At 71.0% G+C, this 13,821-nt stretch carries 15 protein-coding genes; 8 read left to right on the top strand and 7 right to left on the bottom strand.

The window, feature by feature from the left end; translation table 11 throughout:
- Positions 1–82: 82 nt before the first annotated feature.
- Entirely contained in the window at positions 83–847 is a 765-nt protein-coding gene (locus LPW41_RS08625; protein WP_187358411.1) for an SGNH/GDSL hydrolase family protein, read from the top strand.
- Between the two features lie 4 nt (positions 848–851).
- On the opposite strand, the gene LPW41_RS08620 is transcribed toward LPW41_RS08625, so the two are convergent.
- Positions 852–1,901 carry a hypothetical protein gene (locus LPW41_RS08620; protein ID WP_230704602.1) on the bottom strand — a complete coding sequence of 350 codons (1,050 nt, stop codon included), beginning with the start codon at positions 1,899–1,901 and terminating at the stop codon, positions 852–854.
- Between the two features lie 74 nt (positions 1,902–1,975).
- On the opposite strand from LPW41_RS08620, the gene LPW41_RS08615 reads away from it, so the two are divergent.
- Positions 1,976–2,788, top strand: a complete 813-nt coding sequence (locus LPW41_RS08615; RefSeq protein WP_154096680.1) for an SDR family NAD(P)-dependent oxidoreductase — start codon at positions 1,976–1,978, stop codon at positions 2,786–2,788.
- Between the two features lie 191 nt (positions 2,789–2,979).
- Here LPW41_RS08615 and LPW41_RS08610 read toward each other — a convergent pair whose 3' ends face one another.
- Both LPW41_RS08610 and LPW41_RS08605 read right to left on the bottom strand, forming a co-directional pair.
- Positions 2,980–3,759 (bottom strand): SDR family NAD(P)-dependent oxidoreductase, encoded by a 780-nt coding sequence (locus tag LPW41_RS08610; RefSeq protein ID WP_230704925.1) that lies wholly within the window; start codon positions 3,757–3,759, stop codon positions 2,980–2,982.
- Between the two features lie 40 nt (positions 3,760–3,799).
- Positions 3,800–3,994, bottom strand: coding sequence for a hypothetical protein (locus tag LPW41_RS08605; RefSeq protein ID WP_230704601.1), 195 nt, complete (start codon positions 3,992–3,994; stop codon positions 3,800–3,802).
- Positions 3,995–4,228: 234 nt separating this feature from the next.
- Between LPW41_RS08605 and LPW41_RS08600 the strand changes: the two genes are divergently transcribed.
- Positions 4,229–4,843 carry a sigma-70 family RNA polymerase sigma factor gene (locus LPW41_RS08600; RefSeq protein ID WP_144833369.1) on the top strand — a complete coding sequence of 205 codons (615 nt, stop codon included), beginning with the start codon at positions 4,229–4,231 and terminating at the stop codon, positions 4,841–4,843.
- A 71-nt stretch (positions 4,844–4,914) separates the two neighbouring features.
- Here the strand turns inward: LPW41_RS08600 and LPW41_RS08595 are convergent, their stop codons facing one another.
- Entirely contained in the window at positions 4,915–6,234 is a 1,320-nt protein-coding gene (locus LPW41_RS08595) for an MFS transporter (RefSeq protein WP_154096685.1), read from the bottom strand.
- A 10-nt stretch (positions 6,235–6,244) separates the two neighbouring features.
- Entirely contained in the window at positions 6,245–6,925 is a 681-nt protein-coding gene (locus tag LPW41_RS08590) for a methyltransferase domain-containing protein (RefSeq protein ID WP_230704600.1), read from the bottom strand.
- 38 nt (positions 6,926–6,963) lie between these two features.
- Between LPW41_RS08590 and LPW41_RS08585 the strand changes: the two genes are divergently transcribed.
- On the top strand, positions 6,964–8,424 hold the full coding sequence (locus tag LPW41_RS08585; protein ID WP_230704599.1) for an NAD(P)/FAD-dependent oxidoreductase: 1,461 nt from the start codon (positions 6,964–6,966) through the stop codon (positions 8,422–8,424).
- 10 nt (positions 8,425–8,434) lie between these two features.
- Here the strand turns inward: LPW41_RS08585 and LPW41_RS08580 are convergent, their stop codons facing one another.
- Together LPW41_RS08580 and LPW41_RS08575 are read right to left on the bottom strand one after the other, a co-directional pair.
- Positions 8,435–9,061, bottom strand: a complete 627-nt coding sequence (locus LPW41_RS08580; protein WP_230704598.1) for a CDP-alcohol phosphatidyltransferase family protein — start codon at positions 9,059–9,061, stop codon at positions 8,435–8,437.
- Positions 9,054–9,683 carry a TVP38/TMEM64 family protein gene (locus LPW41_RS08575; protein WP_230704924.1) on the bottom strand — a complete coding sequence of 210 codons (630 nt, stop codon included), beginning with the start codon at positions 9,681–9,683 and terminating at the stop codon, positions 9,054–9,056. The genes LPW41_RS08580 and LPW41_RS08575 overlap by 8 nt, the downstream gene beginning before the upstream one ends.
- Positions 9,684–9,819: 136 nt before the next feature.
- Between LPW41_RS08575 and LPW41_RS08570 the strand changes: the two genes are divergently transcribed.
- Genes LPW41_RS08570 through LPW41_RS08555 form a run of 4 tightly spaced genes read left to right on the top strand, consistent with a single transcriptional unit; the run spans position 9,820 to position 13,806 of the window.
- Positions 9,820–11,064 (top strand): ABC transporter substrate-binding protein, encoded by a 1,245-nt coding sequence (locus tag LPW41_RS08570; protein WP_222123930.1) that lies wholly within the window; start codon positions 9,820–9,822, stop codon positions 11,062–11,064.
- Positions 11,061–11,936 (top strand): ABC transporter permease subunit, encoded by an 876-nt coding sequence (locus tag LPW41_RS08565; RefSeq protein WP_230704597.1) that lies wholly within the window; start codon positions 11,061–11,063, stop codon positions 11,934–11,936. The genes LPW41_RS08570 and LPW41_RS08565 overlap by 4 nt, the downstream gene beginning before the upstream one ends.
- Positions 11,933–12,769: an ABC transporter permease gene (locus LPW41_RS08560; protein WP_230704596.1), complete on the top strand. Its 837-nt coding sequence runs from the start codon at positions 11,933–11,935 to the stop codon at positions 12,767–12,769. The genes LPW41_RS08565 and LPW41_RS08560 overlap by 4 nt, the downstream gene beginning before the upstream one ends.
- A complete protein-coding gene (locus LPW41_RS08555) occupies positions 12,766–13,806 on the top strand; it encodes an ABC transporter ATP-binding protein (RefSeq protein ID WP_230704595.1) in 1,041 nt (346 codons plus the stop codon). Before LPW41_RS08560 ends, LPW41_RS08555 begins: the two co-directional genes overlap by 4 nt.
- The last annotated feature ends 15 nt before the right edge of the window (positions 13,807–13,821 follow it).

Genomic DNA, 13,821 nt, shown 5'->3' with positions numbered 1-13,821 from the left:
CGCCCCAAGCGACGGGATGCGCCCCGAACCGGTGAGTGTGGCGAGCGACGGCCAGCACCACGCGCCCGCGTAGGCTCGAGCCATGGCATCCGTGCGCTACGTCGCGATCGGCGATTCGTTCACCGAAGGAGTCGGCGACGAACTGCCCGACGGAACCGTGCGAGGGTGGGCCGACCTCGCCGCGCAGGGGTGGGCCGATGCCGCGGGCGAGCCGATCGAGTACGCCAACCTCGCCATTCGCGGCAAGCTCGTCGAACCCATCGTCGACCAGCAGCTCGAACCGGCGTTGGCGTTGAAGCCCACGCACCTGTCGTTCAACGGCGGCGGCAACGACATGCTGCGCCCGCGCACGGGGATCGAGCGCATCGTCGACGTCTTCGACCACGTCGTGCGCCGCTGCGACGAAGAGGGCGTGCAGCTGATCGTGCTCTCGGGCGCGAACCCCTCGGCGGGCCTGCCGCTCGGCCGGATCGTGCAGGCGCGCGGCGACAGACTGTCGCACGCGGTCGAAGATCGACTCGCCTCACGCCCCGACGTCATCACGGCCTACAACTGGTTCGACCGCGAGCTCGCGGGCGGGGAGTTCTGGTCGGTCGACCGCCTGCACATGAACGCGCGCGGGCACCACCGCGTCGCCGCGCGCGTCATCTCGTCGATCGGTCTGACCCCGCCGACGGACTGGTGGCACCTGCGCGAGATCCCCGAGATCGAGCGGCTGAAAGGCACCGCCTACTACCGCGAGCACGTCGCGCCGTGGGTGCGCCGACGGCTCACCGGCACTTCGTCGGGCGACAACCGTCAGGCGAAGTTCGGCGGCGGCTGGGTCGAGCTGACCCCCGCCGGCTGAGCGCTCAGGGCACGCGGCAGTCCGCGGTCAGCGAGAAGTGCATCAGCCCGTCGATGCTCGAGCGATCGCGGGCCGAAAGACGTACGACGCCGTTGTCCCGCAGGTCTTCCTGCATCGCGCGGTCCTCCGCGTAGCCCTCGGCGGTCCACGCGTCGAGGATCGCCGCGTAGGAAGCGGCGTTGTCATCGGTGCGGATGGCGAGGTCGTACGCGGTCGTTCCGTCGCACGGGAGGTCGGATGCCGCGGGCGCGGTCACCGGCACCCCCTCGGTATCCGTCACCGGGGCCTCGGCGGCGTCGATCGTCAGTTGCACCATGCGCGCGATGTCATCGCGCGAGTCCGACACCGGAGCCGGCGCGGGGCCTTCGTCGGAGTCGGGGAGGGGAGGAGCGGTCGTGGGCGGGGCGGTCGACGGCGATTCGCGACCGAAGGTGGAGCCGCATTGTTCGCCCATGTCGAGCACGACGGGGAGCGCGAAGGAGGGAGTGCCCGACGGGTAGGTCCGAACCCGAAGGGTGTCGCCGTCCATGTCGACGCGGTAGTCACCCTCGGCGAAGGGATGCTCCCCACCGCGGCGAAGCTCACTGTCGACAGCGGTGGCCACGAAACCGTCCGGGCGGAGGATATCGATCGTGGTGTGCCGCCACGGCGTACTCTCGCGCACGACGTACCCCGTCGAGCACCCGTTCGCCATCAACGGCACGATCGTGTTCTCCGAAACGACGGCTGCCAGAAAACCTGCGGGCAGGATCGCGCAGAACGCCAGGAATCGCAGGGGCAGGAACACCGCCAACCACCACCGCCGCGCGGGGATCGCGCAGACGATCACGAAGAAGACGACGGTGGATGCCAGGACCGACACGAACGTGATCTGCCGGCCGTCCCACGATCCGACCAGCATCTCGGCCGTGTCGTCGCCCTGCTCCGACACGGCCCGCACGCCCACGATGACGCCGATCGACACCACGAGCAGTACCGCGGCGACGAGGATGACGAGACGTCGCGACCGACTGACGGATGCGGCATGCGGCGGCGAGGCAGGATCGTCGGTCACCCGGCAACCCTGGCAGCCCCGGCTGGACGACTCCCGCACACCGCGCCCATGGGTTCGAGGAGCAGACTGAGCCCATGACTCTCGCGATCGTCACCGGAACCACCAGCGGCATCGGCCTGCACACGGCCATCGGACTCGCCCGATCGGGGGTGTCGGTGATCGCCACCGTGCGCGACACCGCGCGTGCTGAGGCGCTGCGATCCTCGGCATCCGAGGCCGGTGTCGACCTCGACATCCGGGCCTTGGATGTGACGGATGCCGAGGCGGCTCGCGCCCTCGTGGAGGCGGCGGGTCCCGTCGACATCCTCGTCAACAACGCCGGACGAGGTGCGGTCGGCACCCTCGAGCAGCTCAGCGACCACGACCTTCAGGACCAGCTCGAGACGAACTACCTCTCGGTCGCGCGCCTGACCCGTCTCGTCCTGCCCGGCATGCGCGAGCGGGGGAACGGACGCATCGTGACCGTCACCAGCGTCGGGGGAGCCGTGGGCCAGCCCTTCGCCGACGCCTACTGTGGGGCGAAGTTCGCCGTCGAAGGTCTCATGCAGTCGCTCGCCCCGGTCGTGGCGCCGTTCGGCATCGACGTGGCCATCGTCGAGCCCGCCGCGGTCGCCTCGTCGTTCACCGACTCGGTGCACCGCGCACCCGCCGGCCCGTACGCGGTGCAGCAGCAGGCCTACCTCGACCGCGCGGCGACCTCGTTCGCGTCGGCGCAGTCGGCGGAAGATGCCGCGAAGACGGTCGTCGAAGCCGCAACGACCTCAGCTCCTCGCTTCCGGTGGCAGACGTCGGACGCCGCGGTCAGCTTCGCGGGGCTCTCGCTCGCCGATCTCGACGGCTCGCGCGTGCTCGGCGTGACGGCGGGATGGGTGCGACCGGGGGAGTGACGGGCTGCGTGCCACGACCCGCCGGGCCCCGCTGACGCCGTCGCGCATGACTCGCCGAGCCCGCGCAGCGTAAGATGCGCGTGAGGAGGGGATGGCTCGTCGATGTCGCTGAGACCGATCTTCAGGTCGGCTCCGCCGTCGCTTCCCTCCGCACTCGGCATCCGCCGGACTCCGCCTTCATCGGTTCCCCGTCAGGGCAGGATGCTGTCGACGTAGCCACCGTCGACCCGCAGGGCACCGCCCGTGGTCGCCGAGGCCAGGGGAGAGGCGAGGTAGACGACCATGTTCGCGATCTCCTCGGGCTCGATGAGCCGCTGGACGAGGGACTGCGGCCGCGCGGTCTTCATGAACTCGCGTTGCGCCTCGTCCCACGGCAGGTTTTCGTCGACGAGTTCGTAGACGAAGCCTTCGACGCCCTCCGTGTGGGTGGGGCCGGCGATGACCGAGTTGACGGTGACCCCCGTGCCGGCAGCCGCTTTGGCGAAGCCGCGCGACACCGCGAGCAGCGCGCTCTTGGAGGCGCCGTAGTGGATCATCTCCTCAGGGATGACGACGGCGGAGTCGCTGGCGATGTTCAGCACCCGGCCCCAGCCGCGCTTTATCATGCCCGGGAGCATCAGACGGATGAGCCGTGCAGCGGACACGACGTTGGTGTCGAGGAAACGGCCCCACTGCTCGTCAGTGATCTCCAGCGCCGGGGTCGACCCGAAGATGCCGAGGTTGTTCACGAGGATGTCGACCGCCCCCGCCTCCTCGGCGAGCGTGGCCGCCCCCTCGGGCGTGGTCACGTCGGCCGCGATTCCGCGGACGCCCGCACCCATCGTCGCCACGACCTCGTCGACCCGCTGCAGGGTGCGTCCGTTGACGACCACGTCGGCTCCCGCCTCGTGCAGACGACGCGCGATGGCGAGACCGATGCCCTGCGTGGATCCGGTGACGACCGCCGTCCTGCCGGCGAGGTCGATCGCGATGGTGGAGCTCATGGGGTGCCGCCTTTCATCGCGACCGAGGCTACTCGGGGCGGCAGGTTGCCGCTCGGCCGCGACCGGTGATGCGGGCGAACCACGCCTTGACGCGGCGCGTCTGCCGATCGGTGTAGTCGTTCGACAGGCGCATCGCCTCGTCGGTGATGTCGGCGCCCGCGTGGATGTTCGCCAGGGCGCGCAGCGCGCGTTCCTCCTGGGTTGCATCGTCGTCGTCGGGCATGCGCCCAGCGTACGTCGGGTCTCGGGAGACCGCAGTACGCGCCGCGGGGGAGATCGCAGGCATGACCTCCGTTTGGAAACTGACATAATGTGCATTATCGGCGCACCTAAAACGACGGCGACCGACCGCTGCAGTCGGCTCCGACCCAGGTGAACCAGACTTCATTCAGATGCATACTCCAACGGCGCAAGCAAGTGCTGTTTCACCGCTGAGATTATCTGTCAGCATCACCTCATGGCCGCTCGCGCTCCGCACACCGACGACGTCGATGATCACGCCGTCGACACCCTGAGCGCTCTGGCGGCCGCCGTCGCAGAGGGCGATCGCGCAGCGTTCGCCCAGCTGTACGACCTCACCTCCGCCCGGGTGTTCGGAGTGGTGCTCCGGGTGGTCGTGAATCGCGCTCTGGCCGAAGAGGTGCTCCAGGAGGTGTACGTCTACGTCTGGCAGAACGCGTCGAGATTCGTCGCCTCGAAGGGCAGCCTGCAGGCGTGGATCAGCACGATCGCGTATCGCCGAGCCGTCGACTGCGTGAGGGCGACGCAGGCGTCTCACGACCGGGACCGGCACGTGGGATCGAGAGCTCTCGTCTGGGACGCCGACGTGGCCTCGGATGCCGTCGACCACTACCTCGAACGCGCGCACCTTCACGCCGCTCTGGCTCAGCTCTCCCCCGATCAGCGGCTCTGTGTGGAGCTGGCCTACACCGCCGGCCTCACGCAGTCGCAGATCGCGGCCCGCCTCGGCCAGCCCCTGGGGACGGTGAAATCCCGCACGCGAACCGCCCTGAGAGAGCTGCGTCGCATCCTTCACGGACACGCCGGCCTGGGCGTGGGGGCGGTGGCATGACACCGGCGGTCGGCATCATCCCAGGCTGATCTCGACGACGCGTCGGCTCGACCAGCCCGCGGCTCACCATCTCAGCCGGGTATGGCTCGCTCTCGTCGACGCAGCGCCGCCTCGGTCACCGACATGCCGACGACGGAGAGCAGGGCGACACCGGCGAGGCCGATGGTGAGCAGCGCGAGCCCGTCGAAGAGCAGCCACTCGGCGAAAACTCCCCCGAGCACGTTGCCGAGAAGGTAGCCCGCTCCCACGACGACCGAGTACGCGCCCATGATGAGACCACGATCGTCGCGATGATCCGCCGAGATCTCACTGAGATGGATGAGGGCGGCGGGCGTGAATCCGGCCTCGAGGAACACGCCCACCGCGACCATCGGAAGGACGACCACGAGGGACGCTCCGTGATTGGCGAGGAGCAATCCGAAGGATGCCAGCATGGCTCCGGCCACCGTGACGAACAACACGGGAAGCGTCGGGAACCGGCCGATGAAGAAGGCCCAGAACACGATGCAGGCGCTGAAGAACAGCACGTAGACGCCCAAGACGGCGGATAGTCCCGCCTCATCGCCGCGGAACGCCCCGGGGAACAGCTGGTCGTCGACGGTGACGTCTCCGGCGAGGACGAACGTGATCTGCGAGGTGACCCACGTTCCGAGGATCGCGTTCACGGCGATCCATGCCGGAAGGAACGCGAGGAGCCGAGGCTGGGCCAGGACCCCCACCCGTTCGCGGAGCGAGACGCGCGCGGCGGGTTGCGTGAGCGCGGCCGCGGGACGAACACGAGCGAAGATGAGAATGGCGGTCGCGACGTACACGACGGCCAGGGCGACGAACGTCCAGAGACCGAGCGCGCCGTAGAGCAACGGGCCCGCCACGGCTCCGAGGGCGATTCCGCCCGACGAGGACAATTCGTAGAGGCTCGTCAGCCGCCCGCGACGCCGCCGGTCGCCGTCGGTGGCGTCAGCCAGAAGCCCGAGTGTCGCGGGGGCCGAGATCGCGGCGCCCGCGCCGTCGAGCAGTCGCGAGCTGCCGACGATCACCACGACCAGCGCGAGCGGGGGAACCGCCGCCAGCACCGAGGCTCCGGGGGTCAACAGGACGCCGCCGGCCGCGAGGAGCGGGGCTGCGATGAGGAAGACCCGGCGCCCGCGCCGATCGCTCGCCGATCCGGCGACCGGCGCGAGCACGAGCTCCGCCAGAAAGCTGACGGCCGACAGAATTCCCAGCAGCAGTGCCCCCACCGACGTGCCCTGCCGCGAGAGATCGACGAAGTACGACCCCAGCGCGAGCGCCCCGGCGGCCGAGGCGGTCCGCAGAAGGAGCTGGGCCACGATGACGGCACCGGAGCCCGACGCCGCGACCCGAGGCCCCGACGAAGACGACGGCGGGTTCATGACGGGCCCCTCACGCCGAATCCGCGCCGAGGGTGACCCGGTCGGCGAGGTCGGCGGCCACGGCCACCAGATGACCGCCCTTGCGCTCGGCCCTGCCGATTTCGCGCGGGTCGGCCGCGTCGCGTTCGAGCAGATGCACCGGGTGCGCGTCGATGTCGGCACCCCCGGTCGCGCAGGCGAGAAGAGCGAGGGGTTCGAGCAGTCGCCACCGGCCCCGCGGTCGCTGCATGTCGACGATGCCGGCGCGTCCGCCCGGCCGCACGGCGGCGCACGCGCGACGCCACGCCTCATCTCGTTGCGGGATCACGCTGAGCGCATAGGTGGAGAACACGGCATCCGCTCCCCGTCCGCCGGTCGCGGCGAGGATCTCGCGGGGGTCGACGGTGGCGGCGTCGGCTGCCAGGAGCGTCACGACCGCGTCCCACCCCGCGGCGGAGACACGACGGCGCGCGACGGCCAGCATGTCGGCGCTGCGATCGATGCCGATCACGCGACCCGTCGGCCCGACGGCGGCCACGAGACCGGCGAAGTTCAGACCCGTGCCGCATCCGAGGTCGATCACGACGTCTCCGGGGTGAAGGTCCAGAAGGCGGATGCCGGCCTCACGGCCCGCCCCGTACACCCATCGCTCCCCCGACAGCACGTCGTACCATCGAGCGCCCACGCCGTAGCGACGCAGTGGTGTCGTCATCGCCCCACCCCCTCTCTCCCCCACCCTAGGCTTCGAGCATGACCTCTTCGCCCCCTCGACGTGCCCGCCCGCTGACCTCGGCGGAGGCGGGCCGCGTCGAGTGGGATCTCGTCGTCGTGGGCGCGGGCAGCGCCGGTCTGGTGGGAGCCCGCACCGCGGCGGCGCTCGGGGCGCGGGTGCTGCTGATCGAGGCATCCGGCTTCGGCGGGGAGTGCCTCTACACGGGCTGCGTGCCCTCCAAGGCGCTCATCGCGGCCGCCGACGCGGCGCACGATGCGCGAGCGGCCGCGCGACTGGGCGTGCACGCGGGCGAGGTGCGTGTCGACTTCCCCGCGGTGATGGCGCACGTGAAGCAGGCGATCGCCGAGATCGAACCCGTCGACTCCCCCGAGACGCTTGCAAAGACGGGCGTGCACACTCTGCGCGGCCGCGCTCGGTTCGACGGGCATCGGTCGGTGGTGGTCGAGGGTGTCGGCATCCGCTTCCGAGACGCGCTCATCGCCACCGGCAGTTCTCCGATCGTTCCGCCGCGGATCGACGACGTGCTCACCAACGAGACGTTGTGGGATCTCACGGAGCTCCCCGAGACGTTGATGGTCATCGGTGCGGGTGCCGTCGGATGCGAGATCGCCCAGGCGATGGCGCGTCTGGGGAGCCGGGTGACCCTCGTCCACCGGGGGGAGCGCGTGCTGCCGAAGGAGGATCCCGCGGCGAGTGCTCTCGTGATGGCCGCTCTCCGGGCCGACGGTGTCGAGGTGCGCGTCGGCACGACCGTCGAGACGGCCGAGCACACGGGCGGACGGACGCACGCCCGTCTCAGCGACGGCACCACCGTGATCGCCGACCGCGTGCTGGCCGCGCTCGGACGCCGCGTCGACACCATCGGATTGGGCCTGGATGCCGCGGGCGTCGAGGTCGACGACTCGGGAGCGATCCGGGTCGATCGCACTCTCGCCACGAGCAACCCGCGCATCCGCGCCGCCGGTGACGCCACTCCCCTGCCGCGCTTCACCCACACGGCGGGGATGTTCGCCAGCGTCGCCGCGACAAATGCCGTGCTCGGCTTGACGCGACGCATCCGTCTCGACGATGTCCCGCGCGTCACGTTCACCTCCCCCGAGGTCGCCGCGGTGGGAGTGTCGACCGCAGCCTCCGAAAGCGCGGGGCTGCGCGTGGTCGAGACCGGGCACGACGACCTCGACCGAGCGATCACCGAGAACCTCACCGCCGGCTTCACCCGTCTCGCCGTCGACCGGAAGGGACGCGTGGTCGGCGCCACGATCGTGGGACCGAGGGCCGGCGAATCGCTGGGCGAGCTGTCGACGGCGGTGTCGCTCGGCCTCACGGTGCGCGCACTCGCAGGCGTCATGCACGCCTACCCGACCTACTCCGACGCGGGCTGGAACGCGGCCGTTCGCGATGCGCAGAGCGCCTTGCGCCACGGGGCGGTGGCCGCGGTGATCCGACTGCTCCGTCGCGTACGGCGGCGGCGCACCTGATCGGCGATCGTCACCGCAGCAGGCGGTAGCCGGTCACGACGCGTTGCGCGGCGCTGATCCCGACGAACAGGCTCCACACCAAGGCGATCTGCCACGCCCAGAACGGCAGGATGAGCCAGAGGGCGTGCACGATGATCGTCTCGGTGCCTTCCGCGATGCGTCCGAGGAACGACAGGGATCGGCCATCGTCCAGCTGACGACCGGTGCGTTCGGCGATCGACGAGAACGCCAGGAACGCGGTGCCGTTGACGTAGTACGCGACCAGCACGAGCAGGAACGGCCACCACGGCGCCCCGTACGCCGCCGTCGCCCCCCACGCGACGCCGAAGACGCCCACTCCGTAGGCGATGAAGTCGGCGGCGATGTCGAGGAATCCCCCGGCGTGGCTCTCACTCCCCCGGCCTCGGGCGCGGCGCCGGCGCGCGAGGGTGCCGTCGAGCCCGTCCGCGACGCGAGAGAGCAGCCACAGCACAACCGCCGCCCCCCACCACTGCGCCGCTGCGGCCCCCGCTGAGATGAGGGCGAGGACGAGCCCCGCGACCGTCAGCCGATCGGGCGTGATGCCCGGACGATCGAGGGCCGCCGCTGCGGCCTCCAACGGAGTGGAGAGCGCGGCGCGCATGGTGCGGTCAAGCATCGGGCGCTCCGGCGCTGCGGCGACGCCGAACGACGGCCCCCACGACGAGTCCTCCCGCCAGCAACACGCCGACGGCGGCCAGCGCGACCCAGAACTCGGGACCGAGCTCCCAACCGAACGCACCGAGGGCGACGTACGCGGCGGATCCCGGAAGAATGCCCACCGCGGTGCCGATCGCGTAGTCGCGCCGACGAACCGAGGTCAGGCCCGCGCCGTAGTTGATGAGGGTGAACGGAATGACCGGAATGAGCCGTGCACTCAAGACGGCGACGAGTCCGCGTCGGCCGATCGCGGCGTCGAGGCGGGCCACCCGCGCACCCGTGAAACGTTCTACGGCCTCGCGGCCCAGCGCTCGCCCGATCAGGAACGACGCCGCGGCCCCCAGCAACGCGCCCACGTAGACCATCGCGAAGGCGACGGGGAAGCCCCAGACCAGTCCGGCCGCGATTCCCAGGACGTTCTTCGGGGCCGGACTGAGCGTCAACGCGGCGTAGAGCACGGTGAAGAGCACCGCGCCCGCCCACCCGGCCTGGCTCGACCAGGCGCGGATCTCCCCGACGTCGTGCGGCATGAAGACGAACCCAACCGTTGCGACGACGGCGACGAACACGAAGAGAAGCACCAACCGGAGGACGGGTCGGCGCTTCGCCCCGCGCGCCGGCACGTCTATTCCGCTCGGTTGCATCGATCACCCTCCGCTACCCCATACCCTAAAGCCGCACGCGACCTGCGGTCGCCGGTCCCGACCGAGGAGCCTCATGACCCCCCTTCGACACCGACGTCGACTCGCCGCGATGACCGTGGCCACGGCATCCGCCCTCTTCGCCCTCGCCGGGTGCGCCGCACCCGCCGCCCCCGAAACGGCGGAGTTCTCCGACTGGGATGCCGTTCTCTCGGCCGCCCGGGGCCAGACCGTGCAGTTGTGGATGTACGGCGGTGACGATCAGGGCAACGCCTACGTCGACGATGTGCTGACCCCCGCGGTCGCCGAATACGGGGTGACCCTCGAGCGCGTTCCGGTCACCGACACGCGCGACGCGCTCAACCGCGTGTTCACCGAGCTCCAGGCCGGCCGCGACGACGGCAGCGTCGACCTCGTGTGGATCAACGGCGACAACTTCCGCACGGGCAAAGAGGCCGGAGCGTGGCGCTGCGGCTGGACCGGCCTGCTCCCGTCGATGGCGGGCACCGGCGCCGACGACCCTCTGCTGCAATCCGACTTCGGCACGCCGGTCGACGGCTGCGAGGCACCGTGGCACAAGGCGCAGTTCACGCTGGCCTACAACGCCGAAGCGATCGCCGATCCGCCGACCACCCTCGCGGGTGTGCTCGACTGGGCCGACGCTCACCCCGGGCGCTTCACCTACCCGGCGCCGCCCGATTTCACCGGCTCGGTGTTCGTCCGCGAGGCGCTCGCGAGCGTCTCCGGCGGGGCAGACGAGGTGCCCACCGCGTTCTCGCAAGACGCCTACGACGAGCTCACGCCCGCGCTGTGGAACCGCCTCGACGAGCTCGCCCCCCACCTGTGGCGCGGGGGCGACACCTATCCCGCGAACGAGACGGAGCTCGGGCAGCTCTTCGCGGACCGTCAGATCGACATGACCATGACGTACGGCCCGGCCACCCTCACCGCTCTCGTGGCGGACGGAACCTACCCCGCTCAGACCAAGGTCCTGACACTCGAGGACGGCACCGTCGGCAACGCCAGCTTCCTCGGACTGCCCGTCAACTCCGACGCCGCGGCGGGCGCGATGGTCGTGGCGAACGTCGCGCTGTCTCCCGAGCAGCAGGCGAAGAAGGCCGAGCCCGAGGTGTGGGGGCAGTTCCCGGTCCTCGATCTGGACGCTTTGTCGGCCGAGGATCGGGAACTCTTCGATGCGCTGCCGACCTCGCCGGTCGTGCCGCCCTACGACGAGCTCTCGCGCAACGCCCACGGCGAGCTCGCCGCCGAATGGGTCCCGGCTCTCGACGACGGCTGGCGGCAGAACGTGCTGCCCCGGTGACCTGGGCGCCCGTCGCCCGGCGCACCGGCTCGACCCGCGAGAAACTGCTCGGGGCGGTCCTGGTGCTGCCCGCGGTCGCCCTCGCCCTCGTCGTGGTGGGCGGTGGCGTGGGAGCGACGGCCCTTCAGGCCTTCGGCCTGCTGCCGGTGGTCGGTCGGCCGAGGCCGGGGACGGGGGCGTTCACCGCGCGTCCCGGTGAGCTCTTCGCGGCGATCGGGGTCTCGCTGAGCGTCGCCGTCGTCGCCACGGCGGTCGCGGTCGTCGTCGGCACGACGGCCGCCGTGGTCATCGTGTCGCGCACCCGCAGCAGCCGGGCCGTGGCGACGTTGGGCACCTTGACCGTGACGATCCCCCACCTCATCGCCGCTGCGACCGTGGGCCTGCTGCTGTCGGATGCCGGTGTGCTCCCGCGCCTGTTGGGGATCTCCCCCGACGACTGGGCGCCCTGGGTCGGCGGTCCGCTGTGGGGCGCGGCGATCGTCGAACTGGCGTGGAAGGAATCGGCGTTCATCGCCCTCATCGTCACGGGAACGCTCGCCACCCGCATCCAGACGTACGACGAGACCGCAGCGCTCCTGGGCGCGGGACGTGCACAGCGGTTCCGCCATGTGCTGCTGCCGCTGACGGCGCCCACGATCGTCATCGGAGCGGCGATCAGCTTCGTCTACGCGCTGGGCTCGTACGAAGTCCTCTGGTTGCTGGGCCGCACCTCCCCCGAACCGCTACCCGTCCTGGCAGTTCGGCTGTTCCAGGGGGTGTCCCTCGATGCGCGGAACGAGGCCGCGGCGGTCGCGCTGGTCACCTGCGTGCTGGCGCTCGGCGCGGTCGCCCTCACCTTCGCCGCGCTCCGGCGGACGGCGACGTGGCGATGACCTCGGTGGACAGCCCTCTGACCCGATCGCGCGGCGCCGGGAAGGTGGCGCGCCGCGCGCTCGCCGTCGCGCTCGTGGTGTGGTTCGCGCTGCCCCTCCTGCCCCTCCTGCTGTGGTCGTTCGCCGACAGCTGGAGTGTCCCCGCCCCCCTGCCGACGGCCGTGGGGGTGCGCTCGGTCGATGCGGCGATCGCCTTCGGCGCACTCCCCGCCCTCGGCCGCTCGCTCGTGCTCGGCGTCGTCGTGGCCATCGCGGCCACCGCGATCGGCGCCCTCGCTGCTCGAGCGCTCACCTTCGGTGCCGTTCCCGCAGCGCGTGCCGTCTCGGTGCTGCTGCTCGCCCCCATCGCCCTTCCACCGTTCGCGGCCGTGCTCGGCGTCAACGTCGTGCTGCTGCGCGCGCATGTGCCCTCTGTGATCGGCGTCGCGATGGTGCTCACGGTCATGGCCCTGCCCTACACGGCCTTCGTGATGCGCACCGCGTACGGCGCGTACGACCGCTCGTACGAGGAGGAGGCGCGGTTGCTCGGCGCCGGGCGGCTGCAGGTCTTCCGCCGTGTGCAGCTGCCCCTCATCGCGCCCGCCCTCGCTCGGGCCGCGTTCCTGGCGTTCCTCGTCGCGTGGAGCGACTACATCGTCACCCTCATCGTCGGAGGCGGAGAGGTCGTCACTCTGCCGCTCGTCGTCGCCTCGGCGGCTGCCGGCTTGGGTAACGACGCCGCCGTCTCGCTGATGTCGCTGTCGGCGGTCGCTCCGCCCGTTCTCCTCCTGCTCGGTGTGCTGGCCTTCGGGCGTCGGCGTCGAGCCCTTCCCGTGAAAGAGATGGTGGCATGAGCACCGACCTGGTCCTGACGGGCCTGACCAAGACCTTCGCCGCGTCTCCGAACCCGGCCCTCGACGACCTTTCACTGACGGTCACCGCGGGCACCTGCACGGCCGTGCTCGGCCCCAGCGGGTCGGGCAAGTCCACCCTGCTCAGCGTCATCGCGGGGCTCGAGACCCCCGACCAGGGCAGCGTGTCGATCGCGGGACGTGACGTCGCCGCCGTCGCCGCCGAACGTCGCGGCGTGGGGATGGTGTTCCAACGATCGCTGCTGTTCCCGCACCTGTCGGTTCTCGACAATGTCGCCTTCTCGGACCGCGTCGCCGGAATGCCACGGGCCCGCGCCCGCGAGCGAGCCGAACGCTACCTCGACACGGTGCGACTGACGGGTTACGGCCGTCGCCGCGTCGGCGAGCTATCGGGCGGGCAGGAGCAACGCGTCGCGATCGCCCGTGCTCTCGCCGCCGAGCCGGCCGTGCTGCTGCTCGACGAGCCATTCAGTGCCCTCGACCCGGCCCTTCGAGCCGACATGCACGAACTTCTCGAAGCGGTGCGCGCCGATGTCGCGCCCACGATCCTGCTCGTCACGCACGATCGCGACGAAGCCGCGCGCGTGGCCGATCGCATCGCCCTGGTCGAGCACGGACGACTGCTGCACGAGGGCACCGTCGCCGACGCCTATCGACGGCCCGGGAGCGTGCGCGCCGCCGAGCTGATGGGCGGACGCAACGCCGTCCCCGGTCGAGTGCGCAACGGCGTCCACCGCAGTGTGCTCGGCGAGATCGCCGCCGCCGGGGTCGACGAGGGCCCTGCGACCCTCCTCTTCCGACAGGAGGACGTGCGGGTCGACGAGCACGCGGATGCGGCTTCGCTCCGCATCGTCGGGATCGTCCTCGTGCGGCGTCCGACGGGTGCCCGAAGCGAACTGACGGTCGGAGCGGGTGGCGTCGAACTGCACGCCGAGGTGCCGTCGATGTCGCCGCTGAGCCCCGGCGACGAGGTCGTACTGTCGGTGCCGGAAGCCCTCGCCCACGTCGTCGCCCGCTGAGGACGCCGGGGCGCC

It is taken from the genome of Microbacterium sp. JC 701 (assembly GCF_021026215.1).
GTDB classification, from domain to species: Bacteria; Actinomycetota; Actinomycetes; order Actinomycetales; family Microbacteriaceae; genus Microbacterium; species Microbacterium algihabitans.
The sequence above is the reverse complement of the archived record's forward strand: the minus strand, read 5'-3'. Positions and strand labels throughout refer to the sequence as shown.

Excerpts from the sequence above, each read along its gene's own strand:
- LPW41_RS08595 (WP_154096685.1), bottom strand. The coding sequence starts at position 6,234 with ATGAACCCGCCGTCGTCTTCGTCGGGGCCTCGGGTCGCGGCGTCGGGC.
- LPW41_RS08600 (WP_144833369.1), top strand. The coding sequence starts at position 4,229 with ATGGCCGCTCGCGCTCCGCACACCGACGACGTCGATGATCACGCCGTC.
- LPW41_RS08585 (WP_230704599.1), top strand. The coding sequence starts at position 6,964 with ATGACCTCTTCGCCCCCTCGACGTGCCCGCCCGCTGACCTCGGCGGAG.
- LPW41_RS08615 (WP_154096680.1), top strand. The coding sequence starts at position 1,976 with ATGACTCTCGCGATCGTCACCGGAACCACCAGCGGCATCGGCCTGCAC.
- LPW41_RS08555 (WP_230704595.1), top strand. The coding sequence starts at position 12,766 with ATGAGCACCGACCTGGTCCTGACGGGCCTGACCAAGACCTTCGCCGCG.
- LPW41_RS08605 (WP_230704601.1), bottom strand. The coding sequence starts at position 3,994 with ATGCCCGACGACGACGATGCAACCCAGGAGGAACGCGCGCTGCGCGCC.
- LPW41_RS08590 (WP_230704600.1), bottom strand. The coding sequence starts at position 6,925 with ATGACGACACCACTGCGTCGCTACGGCGTGGGCGCTCGATGGTACGAC.
- LPW41_RS08570 (WP_222123930.1), top strand. The coding sequence starts at position 9,820 with ATGACCCCCCTTCGACACCGACGTCGACTCGCCGCGATGACCGTGGCC.
- LPW41_RS08625 (WP_187358411.1), top strand. The coding sequence starts at position 83 with ATGGCATCCGTGCGCTACGTCGCGATCGGCGATTCGTTCACCGAAGGA.
- LPW41_RS08560 (WP_230704596.1), top strand. The coding sequence starts at position 11,933 with ATGACCTCGGTGGACAGCCCTCTGACCCGATCGCGCGGCGCCGGGAAG.
- LPW41_RS08580 (WP_230704598.1), bottom strand. The coding sequence starts at position 9,061 with ATGCTTGACCGCACCATGCGCGCCGCGCTCTCCACTCCGTTGGAGGCC.